At 72.1% G+C, this 12834-nt stretch carries 11 protein-coding genes and 1 pseudogene; 5 read left to right on the top strand and 7 right to left on the bottom strand.

Annotation, left to right across the window (positions count from 1 at the left end; translation table 11 throughout):
• The first annotated feature begins 108 nt into the window (after positions 1-108).
• A complete protein-coding gene (locus tag ACIBQ1_RS53100) occupies positions 109-483 on the top strand; it encodes a hypothetical protein (RefSeq protein WP_397290145.1) in 375 nt (124 codons plus the stop codon).
• Between the two features lie 23 nt (positions 484-506).
• Here the strand turns inward: ACIBQ1_RS53100 and ACIBQ1_RS53095 are convergent, their stop codons facing one another.
• Entirely contained in the window at positions 507-1700 is a 1194-nt protein-coding gene (locus tag ACIBQ1_RS53095) for a wax ester/triacylglycerol synthase domain-containing protein (RefSeq protein ID WP_397290143.1), read from the bottom strand.
• Between the two features lie 150 nt (positions 1701-1850).
• On the opposite strand from ACIBQ1_RS53095, the pseudogene ACIBQ1_RS53090 reads away from it, so the two are divergent.
• Positions 1851-2612 (top strand): annotated as a pseudogene (locus ACIBQ1_RS53090) (phosphatase PAP2 family protein); the annotation flags it as partial.
• A gap of 15 nt (positions 2613-2627) precedes the next feature.
• Here the strand turns inward: ACIBQ1_RS53090 and ACIBQ1_RS53085 are convergent.
• From ACIBQ1_RS53085 to ACIBQ1_RS53070, 4 genes are read right to left on the bottom strand one after another with little or no spacing between them, the layout of a single operon-like run.
• The gene (locus tag ACIBQ1_RS53085) at positions 2628-3611 is read right to left on the bottom strand and encodes an NAD-dependent epimerase/dehydratase family protein (protein WP_397290141.1); all 984 of its coding nucleotides are present in this window, start codon (positions 3609-3611) and stop codon (positions 2628-2630) included.
• The gene (locus tag ACIBQ1_RS53080) at positions 3608-4732 is read right to left on the bottom strand and encodes a GNAT family N-acetyltransferase (RefSeq protein WP_397290139.1); all 1125 of its coding nucleotides are present in this window, start codon (positions 4730-4732) and stop codon (positions 3608-3610) included. Before ACIBQ1_RS53080 ends, ACIBQ1_RS53085 begins: the two co-directional genes overlap by 4 nt.
• A gap of 13 nt (positions 4733-4745) precedes the next feature.
• Positions 4746-5975, bottom strand: a complete 1230-nt coding sequence (locus ACIBQ1_RS53075; RefSeq protein ID WP_397290137.1) for a beta-ketoacyl-[acyl-carrier-protein] synthase family protein — start codon at positions 5973-5975, stop codon at positions 4746-4748.
• Positions 5972-6214 carry an acyl carrier protein gene (locus ACIBQ1_RS53070; protein WP_397290135.1) on the bottom strand — a complete coding sequence of 81 codons (243 nt, stop codon included), beginning with the start codon at positions 6212-6214 and terminating at the stop codon, positions 5972-5974. The genes ACIBQ1_RS53075 and ACIBQ1_RS53070 overlap by 4 nt, the downstream gene beginning before the upstream one ends.
• A gap of 117 nt (positions 6215-6331) precedes the next feature.
• Between ACIBQ1_RS53070 and ACIBQ1_RS53065 the strand changes: the two genes are divergently transcribed.
• Genes ACIBQ1_RS53065 through ACIBQ1_RS53055 form a run of 3 tightly spaced genes read left to right on the top strand, consistent with a single transcriptional unit; the run spans position 6332 to position 9638 of the window.
• Complete coding sequence (locus ACIBQ1_RS53065) at positions 6332-7558, top strand: aminotransferase class I/II-fold pyridoxal phosphate-dependent enzyme (RefSeq protein WP_397290133.1); 1227 nt, start codon at positions 6332-6334, stop codon at positions 7556-7558.
• Positions 7559-7592: 34 nt separating this feature from the next.
• Positions 7593-8879 (top strand): cytochrome P450, encoded by a 1287-nt coding sequence (locus tag ACIBQ1_RS53060; RefSeq protein ID WP_397290132.1) that lies wholly within the window; start codon positions 7593-7595, stop codon positions 8877-8879.
• A 36-nt stretch (positions 8880-8915) separates the two neighbouring features.
• Positions 8916-9638, top strand: coding sequence for a PEMT/PEM2 family methyltransferase (locus ACIBQ1_RS53055; RefSeq protein WP_397290130.1), 723 nt, complete (start codon positions 8916-8918; stop codon positions 9636-9638).
• On the opposite strand, the gene ACIBQ1_RS53050 is transcribed toward ACIBQ1_RS53055, so the two are convergent.
• Together ACIBQ1_RS53050 and ACIBQ1_RS53045 are read right to left on the bottom strand one after the other, a co-directional pair.
• The gene (locus tag ACIBQ1_RS53050) at positions 9617-11704 is read right to left on the bottom strand and encodes an MMPL family transporter (protein ID WP_397290128.1); all 2088 of its coding nucleotides are present in this window, start codon (positions 11702-11704) and stop codon (positions 9617-9619) included. The two genes, ACIBQ1_RS53055 and ACIBQ1_RS53050, sit on opposite strands and share 22 nt — an antisense overlap.
• Before the next feature lie 240 nt (positions 11705-11944).
• A complete protein-coding gene (locus ACIBQ1_RS53045; RefSeq protein WP_397290127.1) occupies positions 11945-12832 on the bottom strand; it encodes an SDR family oxidoreductase in 888 nt (295 codons plus the stop codon).
• Positions 12833-12834: the final 2 nt, after the last annotated feature.

Here is a 12834-nt window from a genome sequence, read left to right as displayed (position 1 = left end):
TCCGGCTATCCGGCCGTCCCCGCCATATGCGGGCGATCCGGTACTTGAGCCGATGGGCGCAGCGGGCCCTTCCGGGGACATCCAGTCGAACATGAGTACGATGGCGGCATGTACCTTCCGCCGGAGTGGCCACCCGAGGTCAGGCCACCCAGCGTCCCTGACTGGGAGACCTCGGCCGTGACCTGGCTGCTCGACGCCGTGCCCCCCGATTACCGCGCCTACGAGATCTTGAGGCGCCATCCGATCGCCCTGGCCAGGATGGCCATCCACCACGTGAACGCCGCGGTCGAAGCCGCCAGGGCGGGCTACCGGGGCGCCGCGGTGGATCTCAAAGGTCATCTCCCTCCGCACGCGGTCGAGGCGGTGCTCGACGTCTATCGCGAGGAGGGGCCGCGGCTGGTCCGGCTGGCCCGCGCCATCACCGTCGTCGAGCAGGCCCTGCGCGGCGACATGTTCACCGCGACCATGCGCAACTTCCGATGAGCCGGAGCGGTGGCGCACCCGCCTCAGGGGCCGTCGGGACCCGCGGACGGATGGGCGACGACGTCGGCGCGCAGCTCCTCGACGGCCCCGCGCACCAGGTCGAGCACCTGCTCGGGGTGGGCCACGTGGGTGTCGAAGACGCCCGAGACCGATGCGGTGTCGCCGGAGTGCAGGACCGTCATCATCCCGGCGACCCCCGGGGCCAGCGGAGGGCAGGCGAACAGGTCTCGGGCGCCGGGGAACACCTGGGCAGCCTGGATCACGCCGACGTCGAGCCGGTTGGCCCGGCCTCGGGTGGCCAGGGGCAGGACGACCCTGAACATCGGCCGGGCCACCGCGGCCGGGATCTCGTAGAGCCCACGTGCGGTCCGGCGCTGATGGACGATCTTCGCGAGAGTGCTCTGCTCAGCTATGAGGCGCAGTCGTTCGCGTGGCGAGGGCTCCGCGCAGGGCAGGGTGATGGGCAGGAAGCAGACGCGGTTCCCCAGCGCCGCGTGATCGCGCCGGCCGCGCAGGCTGACCGCCAGGTTGATCGCGATCGCTCCGCGCCGCCGCGCTGAGGAGCTCCACAGTTCCGGCTGCCACGCGCGCAGGGCGCCGGTCACCAGGGCCAGGCCGATCTGCGTGATGGTGGCGTCCGTGCGGCGGGCGATGTCGTGCAGCGCCGCCAGGTCGAGGGGGACGACGAGCAGACGACGGTTCGTGCCGCTCGCCGTCCGCGTGGGGTGCCAGCGCGGCGGCGCGGCGGCCACCCGCACCAGGTCGGGCAGCGCCCTGCGGATCGTCGAGGCCATCGAGATCTCCGCGCGGGGCACGGGTGCCGGGAGCGGCAGCGTCTCGTCGCCGGTCAGGGCTCGGACGACGCTGAGGCACCCCAGGGCGTCCTGGAAGGCGTGATGGACGTAGTAGAGGAGGACGTGCTCGCCGGCGGCATGGCCGTGCAGCACCGCGAGCCTCCACAGCGGCCGCTCGCGGGACAGCCGCCGGCCGCCCATGACGTCGGCGACCGCCTGGTGAATGTCCTGCCCTGACCTCAGGCGGTGGTGCTCGACGTGCCGGACCGGGTCGAAGCAGGGGTCGGGAGCCCAGCACGCCCGCCGCCCCGAGCCCGTCAGGCGGTAGCGCAGGACGGGCGCCTGCCGCACCTTTTCCGCGACGAGCCTGTGCAGGTCCTCCGGTGCGGGCGGCGCGCCCGGCAGGTGGGCGCCGAGCGCCATGTACAGGCGCGAATCATCTGTCGCGATTGCACCCAGACACAACAGGTAATGGTCGCCGAAAGTCAGCGGCACCGCCTCCGTTGGACAAGTCGCCGCACCTGAAGTATTACTGTCCACGGCTGCTCATGTTACTGGCGGGGGCGAACGAGAATGCCGAAACTGCGACCGGTCGAGATACTCGTCCTAGGCTATTTCGGAATTACCGGGATTCTTTATATCGGGTGGGGTGAGCCGGCGCGCGACCGGCCGGCGATGATCGCGGGATGCTGCCTCCTCGGCGTCCTTATCCTGGCCCTGGCCTGGGGAGAGTCCGGTCTGGGCGGTAGGTTCCACCTGCCCGCGCTGCGGTTCGCCGGTCCGCTGCTCATGCTTCCCTTCATGTACTCCGCCGCCGCCCAGACGGTGCTCTTCATTCATGGACGATACGTCGACGAGACCCTCAACACATGGGAGAAGTCATTCTTCGGCGCCCATCCCAATGTCTCTCTCGGCGCGATCCACTCTCCACTCCTCACCGAGATCCTGACATTCTGCTATTTCTCCTATTATGGCGGCTTCCTCATTCCCCTGTTCCTGTACGCCCGCGGGCGCAGGCTGCTCGCCGAGCGCTATCTGTTCGGCGCGCTGCTGGCACTGCTGACGTGCTACCTGGGCTTCATGTTCGTCCCGCTGGCCGGGCCGGCGGCGTCGTTGCCGGAGGGGTTCCCGTCCGGCCGCCCCGAGGGATACCTGATCACGGACCTGCAGAACGCGATCATGGCCGCGTTCGACCCGCCCGGCACGTGTTTCCCCTCTCCGCACGTGGCCGGCGCCTGGATCACCCTGTTGACGCTGCGGCGGCACGTCTCCAGGCTCGCCCGGCGCGTCCTGTGGGCGTTGACGATCGGATTGACGATCGCCGTGGTGTACGACTGGTATCACTACGTCTCAGACGCGCTGGCCGGATTCCTGGTGGCCCTGGCCGCTCATGCCGTCAATCGTGGCCTTGAGGCCGTCGCCGAGCGACGTGGCCGGCGCGAGGCCGAGGTCGCGCACGGCGTCGTCGGGGACACAGGTCCAGTCGGCGCGGCGCATCTCCCGTACCTTGTCCAGGTTGAGAACGGGCACCGCTCCCCGCAGGCGCCCGGCGGCCTCGGCGAGCACGGCGACGGCGGCCAGGAGGGACACGGGGACAGGTAGGACGGCGGGAGCGCGCCGGCCCGCGGCCTCGGCGACGGCGGCGCAGATGTCGCGCCAGTGGTGGGCGGTGCCGTCGCTCAGGGGATAGACGCCGGCGGCGGGATCGGCCCGGCTCAGGGTCCGGCCGCGTTCGGCGGCGGCGAGCAGGGCCGCGCACAGGTCATCGACATAGATCATGCCGTACCGGCGAGGGCCGAATCCGGCCTTGGGCACCAGGCCGAGCCGGATCAGGGGCAGGAGCGCGGGCACCAGGGCGGGCTCGCCCGGGCCGTAGACGATGCAGGGACGCAGGACGACCGCCCGCACCAGATGGGCGTGCTCGCGAACCACGTCCTCCCCCGCCCGCTTGCTGCGGCCGTACAGCGACACGGGCGAGGGGCCGGCCGCGGCCAGCGAGGAGCACACCACCAGCCGGGGAGGGCGGGGCAGGGCGGCCATGGCCCGGACGAGGTTCGCGGTGCCGTCGCGGTTGGCGGCCCAGAACTCCGCGGCGGTGCGCGCCCTGACCGCGGCGGCCAGATGGATCACCCGGTCGGCGCCGCGCAGCGCCTCGCGGACGCCGTCGCCGCTCGCCAGGTCGCCGCCGACGACGTCCACGCCCAGCTCGCGCAGTGCCCGGGCGCGCGACGAAGGGCGGGCCAGCGCCGTGACCGCGTCACCGCGGGCCAGGATCGCGCGGGTCAGGTGGCCGCCGACGAAGCCGGTCGCGCCGGTCAGCAGGTAGCGGGTCACAACTCGCGCCGGTAGATGCGGTACGTCTTGGACCGCACGCAGCCGTCGGCCATCAGGTACTGGTTGACGGCCCGGTTGTCCTCCAGCGTCCAGCCAAGCTCGCAGTCGATGGGCCCGCGTGCCCGCAGCGCCTCGAAGGCGCGGGCATAGAGCAGGGCTTCGACACCCCGTCCGCGCAGCCGCTCCACCACGCCGAACAGCACCGCGCGGGTACGGTCGATGCGGCGGGCCGCCCAGGCCAGGCGGGCCAGCCCGATCGGCAGCCCGCAGCGGGTCAGCCGCCCGCGGGCGGCCGGCAGCGCCTGGTTGACGTCAGGCAGCACCACGGCGACCCCGACCGCCTCCCCCGCGACCTCGGCCAGCAGGACGAGACTCGGATCGATGACCTGGCGCAACCGGCCTCCCAGAGCGGCGAACTCCGCGTCGGTCATCGGCGTGAAGCCCCAGTTGTGCTCCCACACCTCGTTGTAGACACCCCTGATCCGGCCCAGCTCGGCGGCGAAGTCGCCCAGGTCCAGCGGGCGCACGGAGAGCCGATGACGCCGCTGGACGTGCTCGGCCAGGCGGCGGAGCCGATCGTCGAGCGGATGGGAGCCGCGATGCCACGTCCACAGGTCCTTGGCCTTGATCAGGCCGCAGCCTTCCAGCAACTCCCGGTAGTAGGGCGGGTTGTAGGGCATCAGCACGCTCGGCGGGGTGTCGAAGCCGTCCACCAGCAGGCCGCACTCGTCGTTCATGGTGAAGTTCACCGGGCCGAGCAGGGTGGTCAGGCCGCGCTCGCCCGCCCACCGCGCGGCGGCGTCCAGCAGCGCCCCGGCGACCGCCTGGTCGTCGACGCACTCGAACTGGCCGAAGAAGCCGTCACGTGTCTGGTGGGCGGCGTTGTGGCGGGGATTGTGCACGGCGGCGATCCGGCCCACCACCCGCCCCGCCACGACGACCGTGAACAGCTCGACGTCACCGTAGGCGAAGAAGGGGTTGCGGCGCCGGTCGAGCAGCCGCCGGCAGTCCTCGCGCAGCGGCGGCACGAAGGCGGCCTCGCGGCCGTGCAGCCGGTAGGGCAGCTCGACGAACTGCCGCAGCCGGCGGCGGGTGCGCACCGGCCGCGCCGTCACCGTCATGCCGTTCGCGCCGTCAGGAAGGAGCCGGGGTGAAGACGAGGCTGGCATTGTGACCTCCGAAGGCGAACGAGTTCGACACCACGGCGCCGGGGACGAGCGGCCGCGGCTCGCGCGGCACGTCGATCTCGCACGAGGGATCTTGCGAGTCGAGGTTGATCGTGGGCGGGACCAGGCGCTCGTGCAGCGTCAGCACGCTCACGACGGCCTCGATGGCCCCGGCGGCGCCGATGGCGTGGCCGAGGACGCTCTTGGTCGAGGTCACCGGCACCCGGCCGGGCCCGAACAGCCGGGCGATCACCTTGGCCTCGGTGGCGTCGTTGAGCGGGGTGCCGCTGCCGTGCGCGTTGACGTGCACGACGTCCCCCGCCGAACCGCGGGCGTCGGCCAGGGCCTGCCGGATGCAGCGCTCGGCGCCGTCCCCGTCGGGGTCGGGCATCGTCAGATGGTACGCGTCGGAGGTGCGGCCGTATCCGGCCAGCTCCGCGTACACGCGGGCGCCGCGCCGCACCGCGTCCTCCAGGCGTTCCAGCACGACGAAGGCGGCGCCCTCGGCCAGCACGAAGCCGTCGCGCTCGGCGTCGAACGGCCGCGAGGCGCGTTCCGGCTCGGCCTTACGCTGCGACAGGGCGCCGCAGCGGTGGAAGGCGAGCAGGATGGTCGGCGACACGCACGCCTCGGCGCCACCGGCCAGCACCATGTCGGCCGAGCCCTCGCGGAGCAGGCGCAGCCCCTCTCCGACGGCATGACCGCCGGAGGCGCAGGCCGTGGAGATCGTCAGGCTGGGGCCCAGCAGGCGATGGCGCATGCTGATGAACGCCGCGGCGGCGTTGTGCATCACCTTCGGCACGTACAGAGCGCTGGGATCGCCGCGGCCGTCGTGGCCCAGCAGCGTGGCCTCGCCGGTCTCGTTGCCGGCCAGCCCGGTCCCGGTCACGACGGCGCGGCGTTCGGGCGGGACCTGCGCCGGGCCGGCGTCGGAGACCGCGTCGGCGGCGGCGCACACGGCCAGCAGCGTCGCGCGGTCCATCCGGCGCTCCTGCTTGGGCGTCACATATCCGGACGCGGACAGGTCGGAGACCTGGCAGGCGAAGTCGACGGGCAGCCCGCCGAAGCCAGGGGAGGTGATCGTACGGGCGCAGGAGCGGCCCGCCACCACCGTCTCCCAGAACTCCTTGATCTGGTTGCCGGCGGGTGTGCGGACGCCCAGGCCAGTCACGGCCACCCGGACGCGCGAGCCGGTCATGCGCCGGCGGCCTGGAGGAGCGCGACCACGTCGGCGAGCGTGCGCGCCTGCTGGGCGGTGTCGAGGTCGACGGTGAGCTTGAAGCGGTCCTCCATGGCCGCGGCGATCTCGGCCATGTCGAGGCTGTCGGCCTCCAGCTCCTCGCGCAGGTCCACGTCCCGCGAGAGGAGCGCGGGATCGACCGTGAGAATCTTCGCGCAGATCGAACGCAGCTCTTGGAAGACTTCCTCGTCACTCATGCGTGCTCCTCATCGGTCAGTGGCACATTGAGCAATCATTACTCTACGGAGAGGTTCAATTACTATAAGTTATTAAACTTGATCGACGAGCGCGGAACACCCACCGGGAGCCTCTCCATGACCGACGCCTTCGCCAAATGCCGGCCGCCTCAGGAGGTGCCGGCGTTGCTGGCCGAGGGGATCTATCCCTTCTATCAGCCGGTTCACGAGCGCCTGGGCGACGGTGAAGTGATCATCGACGGCCGTCGCGTGCTCATGGCGGGCTCCAACGACTACCTCGCCCTGTCGGACGATCCCCGCCTGAAGGCGGCCGGCGCCGAGGCCCTGCGACGCCTCGGCACCGGCAATTCCGGCTCCCGCGTCCTCAACGGCACCCTGGAGTCGCACCGGAGGCTGGAAGGCGAGCTCGCGGACTTCCTCGGGCACGAGGCGGCGATGGTGGTCTCCACCGGCTATCAGGCCAACCTGGCGCTCAGCCCGCTGTTCGGAGGCGGCGACGTGGTGCTCGCCGATCGGCACGTCCACGCCTCGCTCATCGAGGCCCTCCGGCTGGGGCAGGCCGGGCTCCAGCGTTACCGGCACAACGACATGGCGCATCTCGCCGAACTCCTGGCGGCCGCCGACCCCGCCGCCGGCCTGCTGATCCTCACCGAGGGCATGTTCTCGGTCACCGGGGATCTGGGCGACCTGCCCGGCGTCGCCGACCTCGCGATCCGGCACGGCGCCCGCGTCATCCTGGACAGCGCGCACGACGTGGGGCTGCTGGGCGCGGGCGGCCGGGGCGCCGCCGAACTGCTCGGGCGGCAGTCGGCGATCGACGTGCAGACCCTGACGTTCTCCAAGTGCTTCGGCACCGTCGGCGGCGCCGTGACGGGGCCGGCGCAGGTCATCGACTTCCTGCGCCATCGCGCCCGGGCGGCGATGTTCTCCGCGTCCCTGTCGCCGTCGTGCACCGCGGCGGCGCTGGCCGCGCTCGACGTCATCCGCGCCGAGCCGGAACGCCGTCTGCGGGTCATGGCCGCCGCCCGGCGCCTGCGCTCCGGGCTGGCCGCGCTCGGGTTTCCCTTGTCCGCGGCGCAGACCCCGACCGTGCCGCTGGAGGTCGGCGACGCCGTGTTGTGCTGCCGCCTGTGGAAGGACCTGTTCGACCAGGGGGTGCTGGCCAATGCCATGCTCCCGCCGAGCGTCCCCGGTGGGAGGTCCGTGCTGCGGCTGAGCGTGACCGCCGCCCATACCGACGCCCAGGTGGATCGGATCCTGGAGGCCGTGGCCGCCGCCTTCGGCCGGCTGGGTCCGGGTTCGCCGGCCTCCGCCGATGCCGTTCCGGGCGGCGGGCGTCGCTGATCCCCCGTCGAGCCACGACCGTCATGGAGGGCCAGTGCCCCATCGAGCAGCGGTTCCGGTGTGGGAGCCGTGGATCGGCAGCGGTGTCATGCTCGCTGCCCTGATCGCAGGCGATCGGGTCTTCGACCGGATGTTCGGCCGGACCGAAGGCATGTTCGGCCTCTGGATCCCAGGTGTGGGCAAGGCCGTCATGCTGGCCGATCCGACCCTGGTCAGGGACGTCTGCCGAGCCCCCGCCGACGTCATCGACTCCTCGGCGGCCAACCGCGTTCAGGAGCCGGTCATCGGCCCGCAGGGGCTCGCCCGGCTGGAGGGCCCGGAGCACCGCCGGCTCCGGACGATCATGGCGCCGGCCGTCCGCGAGCAGGTGTCACTGCGCCTGCGCGCCGCGACGGAGCAGCTCGCCCAGCGGGTCGCCGACGAGTGCCCGATCGGCACGCCGTTCGCCCTGCGGCCGCTGCTGCACCTGGCGTTGATGGAGGCCATCCTGGCGATCACCGTGGGTCCCGGTCCCGCCTGGCAGGGGCCGCTGCGCGAGCTGTTCCGGCGGGCCGACTCCTACGAGATCACCGTGCGCTACTGCCTGCGGCAGGTCGGAGGGCTCGCTCTGTGGCGGTCCTACCACCGCGCGAAGACGGCCTGCGACCGGCTGATCTACGACGAGATCGGCCGGCGGCGGCGCGGCGACGAGGGAGACGACCTGCTGGGAGCGTTGCTGCGCGCCCGCGACGAGCGTGGCGCGCGGCTGACCGACCAGGCGGTCCGTGACCAGGTGATGAGCATCATCGCCGGTGCCCGCACCACCACCGCCACAGGGCTGGCGTGGGCATTCGAGCGCCTGGTGCGCCACCCCGACGCGCTGCGCCGGCTGACCGACGAGAGCGACGAAGCGGCGGCGGACGTCTACGCCGGGGCGGTGGCGTACGAGGCGTTGCGCGTGCGGCCTCCCGTGGCCTTCTTCGGCCGCGCGGTGAGACGCCCGTTCGAGCTGGGCGGTCGCGTGCTGTCGCCGGGCACCACGATCATCGTTCATCTGCGGTCGTTGCATCACGATCCCGTCCTCTATCCCGATGCCACGGCCTTCCGGCCCGAACGCTGGCTCGACAGGCGGCCGGGCGGTTACGGCTGGATGCCGTTCGGCGGCGGCTCCCACACCTGTCTGGGAGACCACCTGGGCATCATGCAGATGAAGGCGTTTCTGCGGGTCTTCACCCGCACGCTCGCCCTGTCCCCCGCCAAGGCCCCCGATGAGCCGGTCCGGTGGAGGGCGATCTCCAACTCGCCCGGCGAGGACTGCCTCGTCGTCGCGCGCCGCCGCTGACGTTCTCGTTCCTGACGATCCATCGAAGGGTGTCACATGCTCGTCTCAGTCGACCGCGCCTCGGCGGTGCGGCGGTTCGTGGTCGTCAGCCTCGGCATGTCCGGGCTGCGGCTGGACGGCTCTCACCGCGTGGCGCGCGTCGCCCTGTTCGCGGGGATGCTCGCGCTGCACTACCTCGCCGTCCTGCCTGCCGTCACACCGTCCCTCGCCTGCTGGTACGCGGTCGCGGTCTGGATCCTGTACTACGGCGGGCTGAGCCTGGTGCTCGGCGGCCCGGGGCGGCGCAGGCTCCTCGGCCGCTTCGGCGAGGCGCGCGCCATGCCGATCTACGAGACAGGTCTCGGCGTGCTGTTCTGCAACCAGGGCTTCGCGCAGGGCGTCGTCGTCTACGCCTTCGGCGACAGCCTTCCCTCGGCTATGCCGGTCTGGGCCAGCTACCTGGCGGGCGCGGCGTTCATGGCGGCCGGACTCACGTGCAAGACCTGGGCCGGGTACGTGGCGGGGCTGGACACCTACTACTGCCACGACATGTTCCGCGGCACGGCCTCCCCCGGCCAGTTCGTCACCTCCGGCCCCTACCGCTACCTGAGCAACCCGATGTACAGCGTCGGCAACCTGCACGCCTACGGCTGGGCCCTCTGGTCGCGCTCGCTGGAGGGCCTGGCCTGCGCGGCGCTCTACCAGATCGGCATCTACGCCTTCTACTACCTCTTCGAGCGCCCGTTCATCAAGCGCGTCTATTCCGCGACCACCACCTGACGCACGCGCCGCGACCGCAGCCGGGGCAGCCACCAGTTGCGCTCGCCGAACAGCCGCATGAGCGCCGGCACCAGGACCATGCGGACGAGCGTCGCGTCGAGGATGATGGCCGCGCCGACGGCGAACCCGGCCTGCTGGTGATCCGCCCGATGGGTGAGCAGCAGGCCGAAGAACGTGGTGGCCATGACGGCGGCGGCCAGCGTGATGGGATGGGCGGTGTGCCGGATGCCTTCGATCACCGCCTCGGTGTTGTCGCCGGTGGCCCGGTGGTGCTCGGCGATGCGATGGGTGAGGAAGACCTCGTAGTCGAGCGACAGCCCGAACACCAGGGTGAAGGCGAGCAGCGGCAGGGCCACGTTCACCGTCCCCGCCGCACCCACGTGCTGGAACAGCAGGGTGAGCAGCCCGAAGGCCGCGCCGATCGACAGCAGGTTCATGCAGATGGCCTTGACCGGGATCAGCAGGCTGCGGAACATCAGCATGAGCAGCACGAACGAGCAGCCCAGCACCAGCGCGAGCACCTGCCACAGGCGAGTGCGGAACTCCTCGGCCAGGTCGGCGAGCAGCGCCGCCGCCCCCGCCGCCAGCGTCTCCTGGCCCGGCGGGAGATGCCGGCGGGCGAGATCGCGCATGTGCTGCTGCAGAGCGGCGGAGTGGGCGCTGTCGGGCGCGTGGCGTTCGACGACGGACAGCACGGTCAGGTTCCGGCCGTTGTCCATGACCGTGACCTGCGCCACGCGCGGGTCCGCGCGCAGCGCGGCCACCAGCGCGCGCGTCTCGACCGGCGCGGCCCCGTTCTGGCGCGGCAGGGCGAGCGTCGTCGTGCTCGCCAGCCCGTCGCTCTCCATCCGGGCCAGCGCCCGCCCGAGGTCGGAGTGCGCGATGGAGGAGCTCTCGTAGTGCATGCCCAGCCGGAGGCCCGCGACCGGGGCCGCGGCCAGCAGCATGACGGAGGTCACGCCGAGAACGTAGCGCCACGGGCGGCGCATCAGGTGCCGTGCCCAGGTCACCCACCTCGGCGTCGTCCCCGCCCGGCGCCGCCGGGGCAGGCGTCCCCAGCCGAGCAGGCGATCCAGTTTCGGCAGCAGCGCCGGCAGGAGCGTCAGGGCGGCCGTCATCGTGATGGCCGTGCCGAGCATGCTCGCCACGGCTATGGTCCGCACGACGGGCGCGGGGACGACGAACAGGCTCGCGCAGGCGAGCAGGATCGCGACCGCGCACCAGGCCACCGTTGATCCCGCGGTCGCCATGGCCCCGCCCACGGCCGTCCGGGGGTCGTCGCCGCCGGCTCGGGCCTGGCGGTAACGCAACATGATCAGCAGGGTGTAGTCGAGGCCCAGCCCGAGGCAGAGGGTGCAGATGACGGTGACCACCGTCGAGTCGACCCCGGCCGGCGCCGCGATCCCGGCCAGCACGGCCAGGCTGGCCAGGATCGCCGCCGCGGCCACGAGCAGCGGGACGACGGCGGCGCCCACCGCGCCCAGGCCGAGCACGAGGATCAGCAGGGCCGCGGGGACGGTGACGATCTCGGCGGTGCGCAGGTCGTCGATTCCGGCGCGGTTGAGCTCCTCGTACGTCGCGCTCGTGCTGACCGGCGTGACCGTGACGGCGCCCGCGGACGCCTGCCGTACGGCGTCGCGCACGGCGGCCCGCTGGGTGTCCAGCCGTTGACGGCGGCCGGCCTCGTCGCCGGAGACGCCCGCCGTCACGTACGCGTGGCGCGGATCCTGCCCGGGCAGGGGCCGCATCCGGTGGACGGCGCCGATCTCGGGACGGGCGGCCAGCGCGCCGGCCGTGGCGGCGACCGCGCGGCGGTAGCGCGGGTCCGAGGCGACCCACCTCGGCGAGTCGAACGCCAGCACCATCCGCTCGGCGCCCAGGCCGGGGAATTCGCGTGCCAGCATGGCCGTGGCCCGCTGCGACGGGGAGCCCTCGATCTCCCAGGCGGGCGGCTTCAGCCGCTGCTGCAACTGCGGGAGCAGGACCAGCGACAGCGCGGCCACGGCCAGCCAGATCGCCGTCACCAGCCGCCCGTGATCGGCGATCGTCACACCTGCCCGGGTCATCAGGGCGTGGCCTCTCCCGCCTCTGCCCTGAGGCACGAAATCACGCTGCCACACGGGCGGCCACCCCTACTGGTTGCTCGATCATCAGGATGACGACTGATAGTAGTCGATCGAGCACAAAACGCGATCAACCCCCAAGTCCCCCGGCCCGCCGGTCCGCGGTCGCTCCGGCGGGGCCGCCCATGGTGACGGCCGGCGCGAGCGCGGCGAGGATCGCGTCAAGGGCCCTGATCGATCTCGTCATCTGTCGTCTCCGGTCGAGGTGAACGCCGTGGCGTGGTCGCGGGCGAATTCGGCGATGTCGCGCGGCGGGCGGCCGAGCAGGTCCACGACCGTGTCGGTGGTGAAGTCGCCCCAGCCGCAGGCGTACGCCTGCGCGTACTCCTCCAGCATGTCGACGATCCACTTCGGGACGCCGTAGCCGAGCAGCGTCTTGCGCTTGGCGTCGTCGCCGATCGGCAGGTACGTGACGGGCCTGCCGAGAGCGAGCCCCAGTTGGCCGGCGACCTCGTCGAACGTCAGTGAGCGCGGCCCGGTCAGCGTGTACGTCTCGCCGTGGTGACGCTCCGGGTCATCGAGGAGCACGCGGGCCGCGCACTCGGCGATGTCGCGTACGTCGATCATGCCGATCCGCGCCGAGGCCAGGTTCAGCGAGAACGTGCCGGTGGCGGCGATGTCGCCCGCCTCGTTCAGCAGGTTCTGCATGAACCAGTGCGGACGCAGGATCGTCCAGCGCATGCCCTGCCGTTCGAGCTCCCGGTCGGACAGCGCGTGCAGCCTGCCGCTGCGGTTCGGCGCGTCGTGCGCCGCACCGACGACGGACAGGCGGACGACGCGCTCCACACCGGCCTGGCGGGCCGCCCACACGGCGTTCATGCTGTGCTCCGGGGCGCGCGGGCCGTTCGGGGTCAGCAGCCACACGTCCTGCACGCCCTCGAAGGCGGGCGGCAGCGACCGGGCGTCGTCGAGATCACCGACGAAGACCTCGGCGCCCCGCTCGAACAGGCCGGCCGCTCCGGACTCGTCACGGACGAGAGCCCGAAGATCCACCTCGGCTGCTTCCAGCGCGTCGATCAGCGCGGTGGACACGGTCCCGGTGGCCCCGGTGATCAGTACGGTGCGTGACACGC

The organism is Nonomuraea sp. NPDC050153 (assembly GCF_044460125.1).
Taxonomy (GTDB): domain Bacteria; phylum Actinomycetota; class Actinomycetes; order Streptosporangiales; family Streptosporangiaceae; genus Nonomuraea.
Note: the sequence above shows the minus strand (reverse complement) of the source record. Positions and strands in the feature narration are given on the sequence as shown.

Excerpts from the sequence above, each read along its gene's own strand:
- ACIBQ1_RS53100 (WP_397290145.1), top strand. The coding sequence starts at position 109 with ATGTACCTTCCGCCGGAGTGGCCACCCGAGGTCAGGCCACCCAGCGTC.
- ACIBQ1_RS53095 (WP_397290143.1), bottom strand. The coding sequence starts at position 1,700 with ATGGCGCTCGGCGCCCACCTGCCGGGCGCGCCGCCCGCACCGGAGGAC.
- ACIBQ1_RS53080 (WP_397290139.1), bottom strand. The coding sequence starts at position 4,732 with ATGACGGTGACGGCGCGGCCGGTGCGCACCCGCCGCCGGCTGCGGCAG.
- ACIBQ1_RS53075 (WP_397290137.1), bottom strand. The coding sequence starts at position 5,975 with ATGACCGGCTCGCGCGTCCGGGTGGCCGTGACTGGCCTGGGCGTCCGC.
- ACIBQ1_RS53070 (WP_397290135.1), bottom strand. The coding sequence starts at position 6,214 with ATGAGTGACGAGGAAGTCTTCCAAGAGCTGCGTTCGATCTGCGCGAAG.
- ACIBQ1_RS53065 (WP_397290133.1), top strand. The coding sequence starts at position 6,332 with ATGACCGACGCCTTCGCCAAATGCCGGCCGCCTCAGGAGGTGCCGGCG.
- ACIBQ1_RS53055 (WP_397290130.1), top strand. The coding sequence starts at position 8,916 with ATGCTCGTCTCAGTCGACCGCGCCTCGGCGGTGCGGCGGTTCGTGGTC.
- ACIBQ1_RS53050 (WP_397290128.1), bottom strand. The coding sequence starts at position 11,704 with ATGACCCGGGCAGGTGTGACGATCGCCGATCACGGGCGGCTGGTGACG.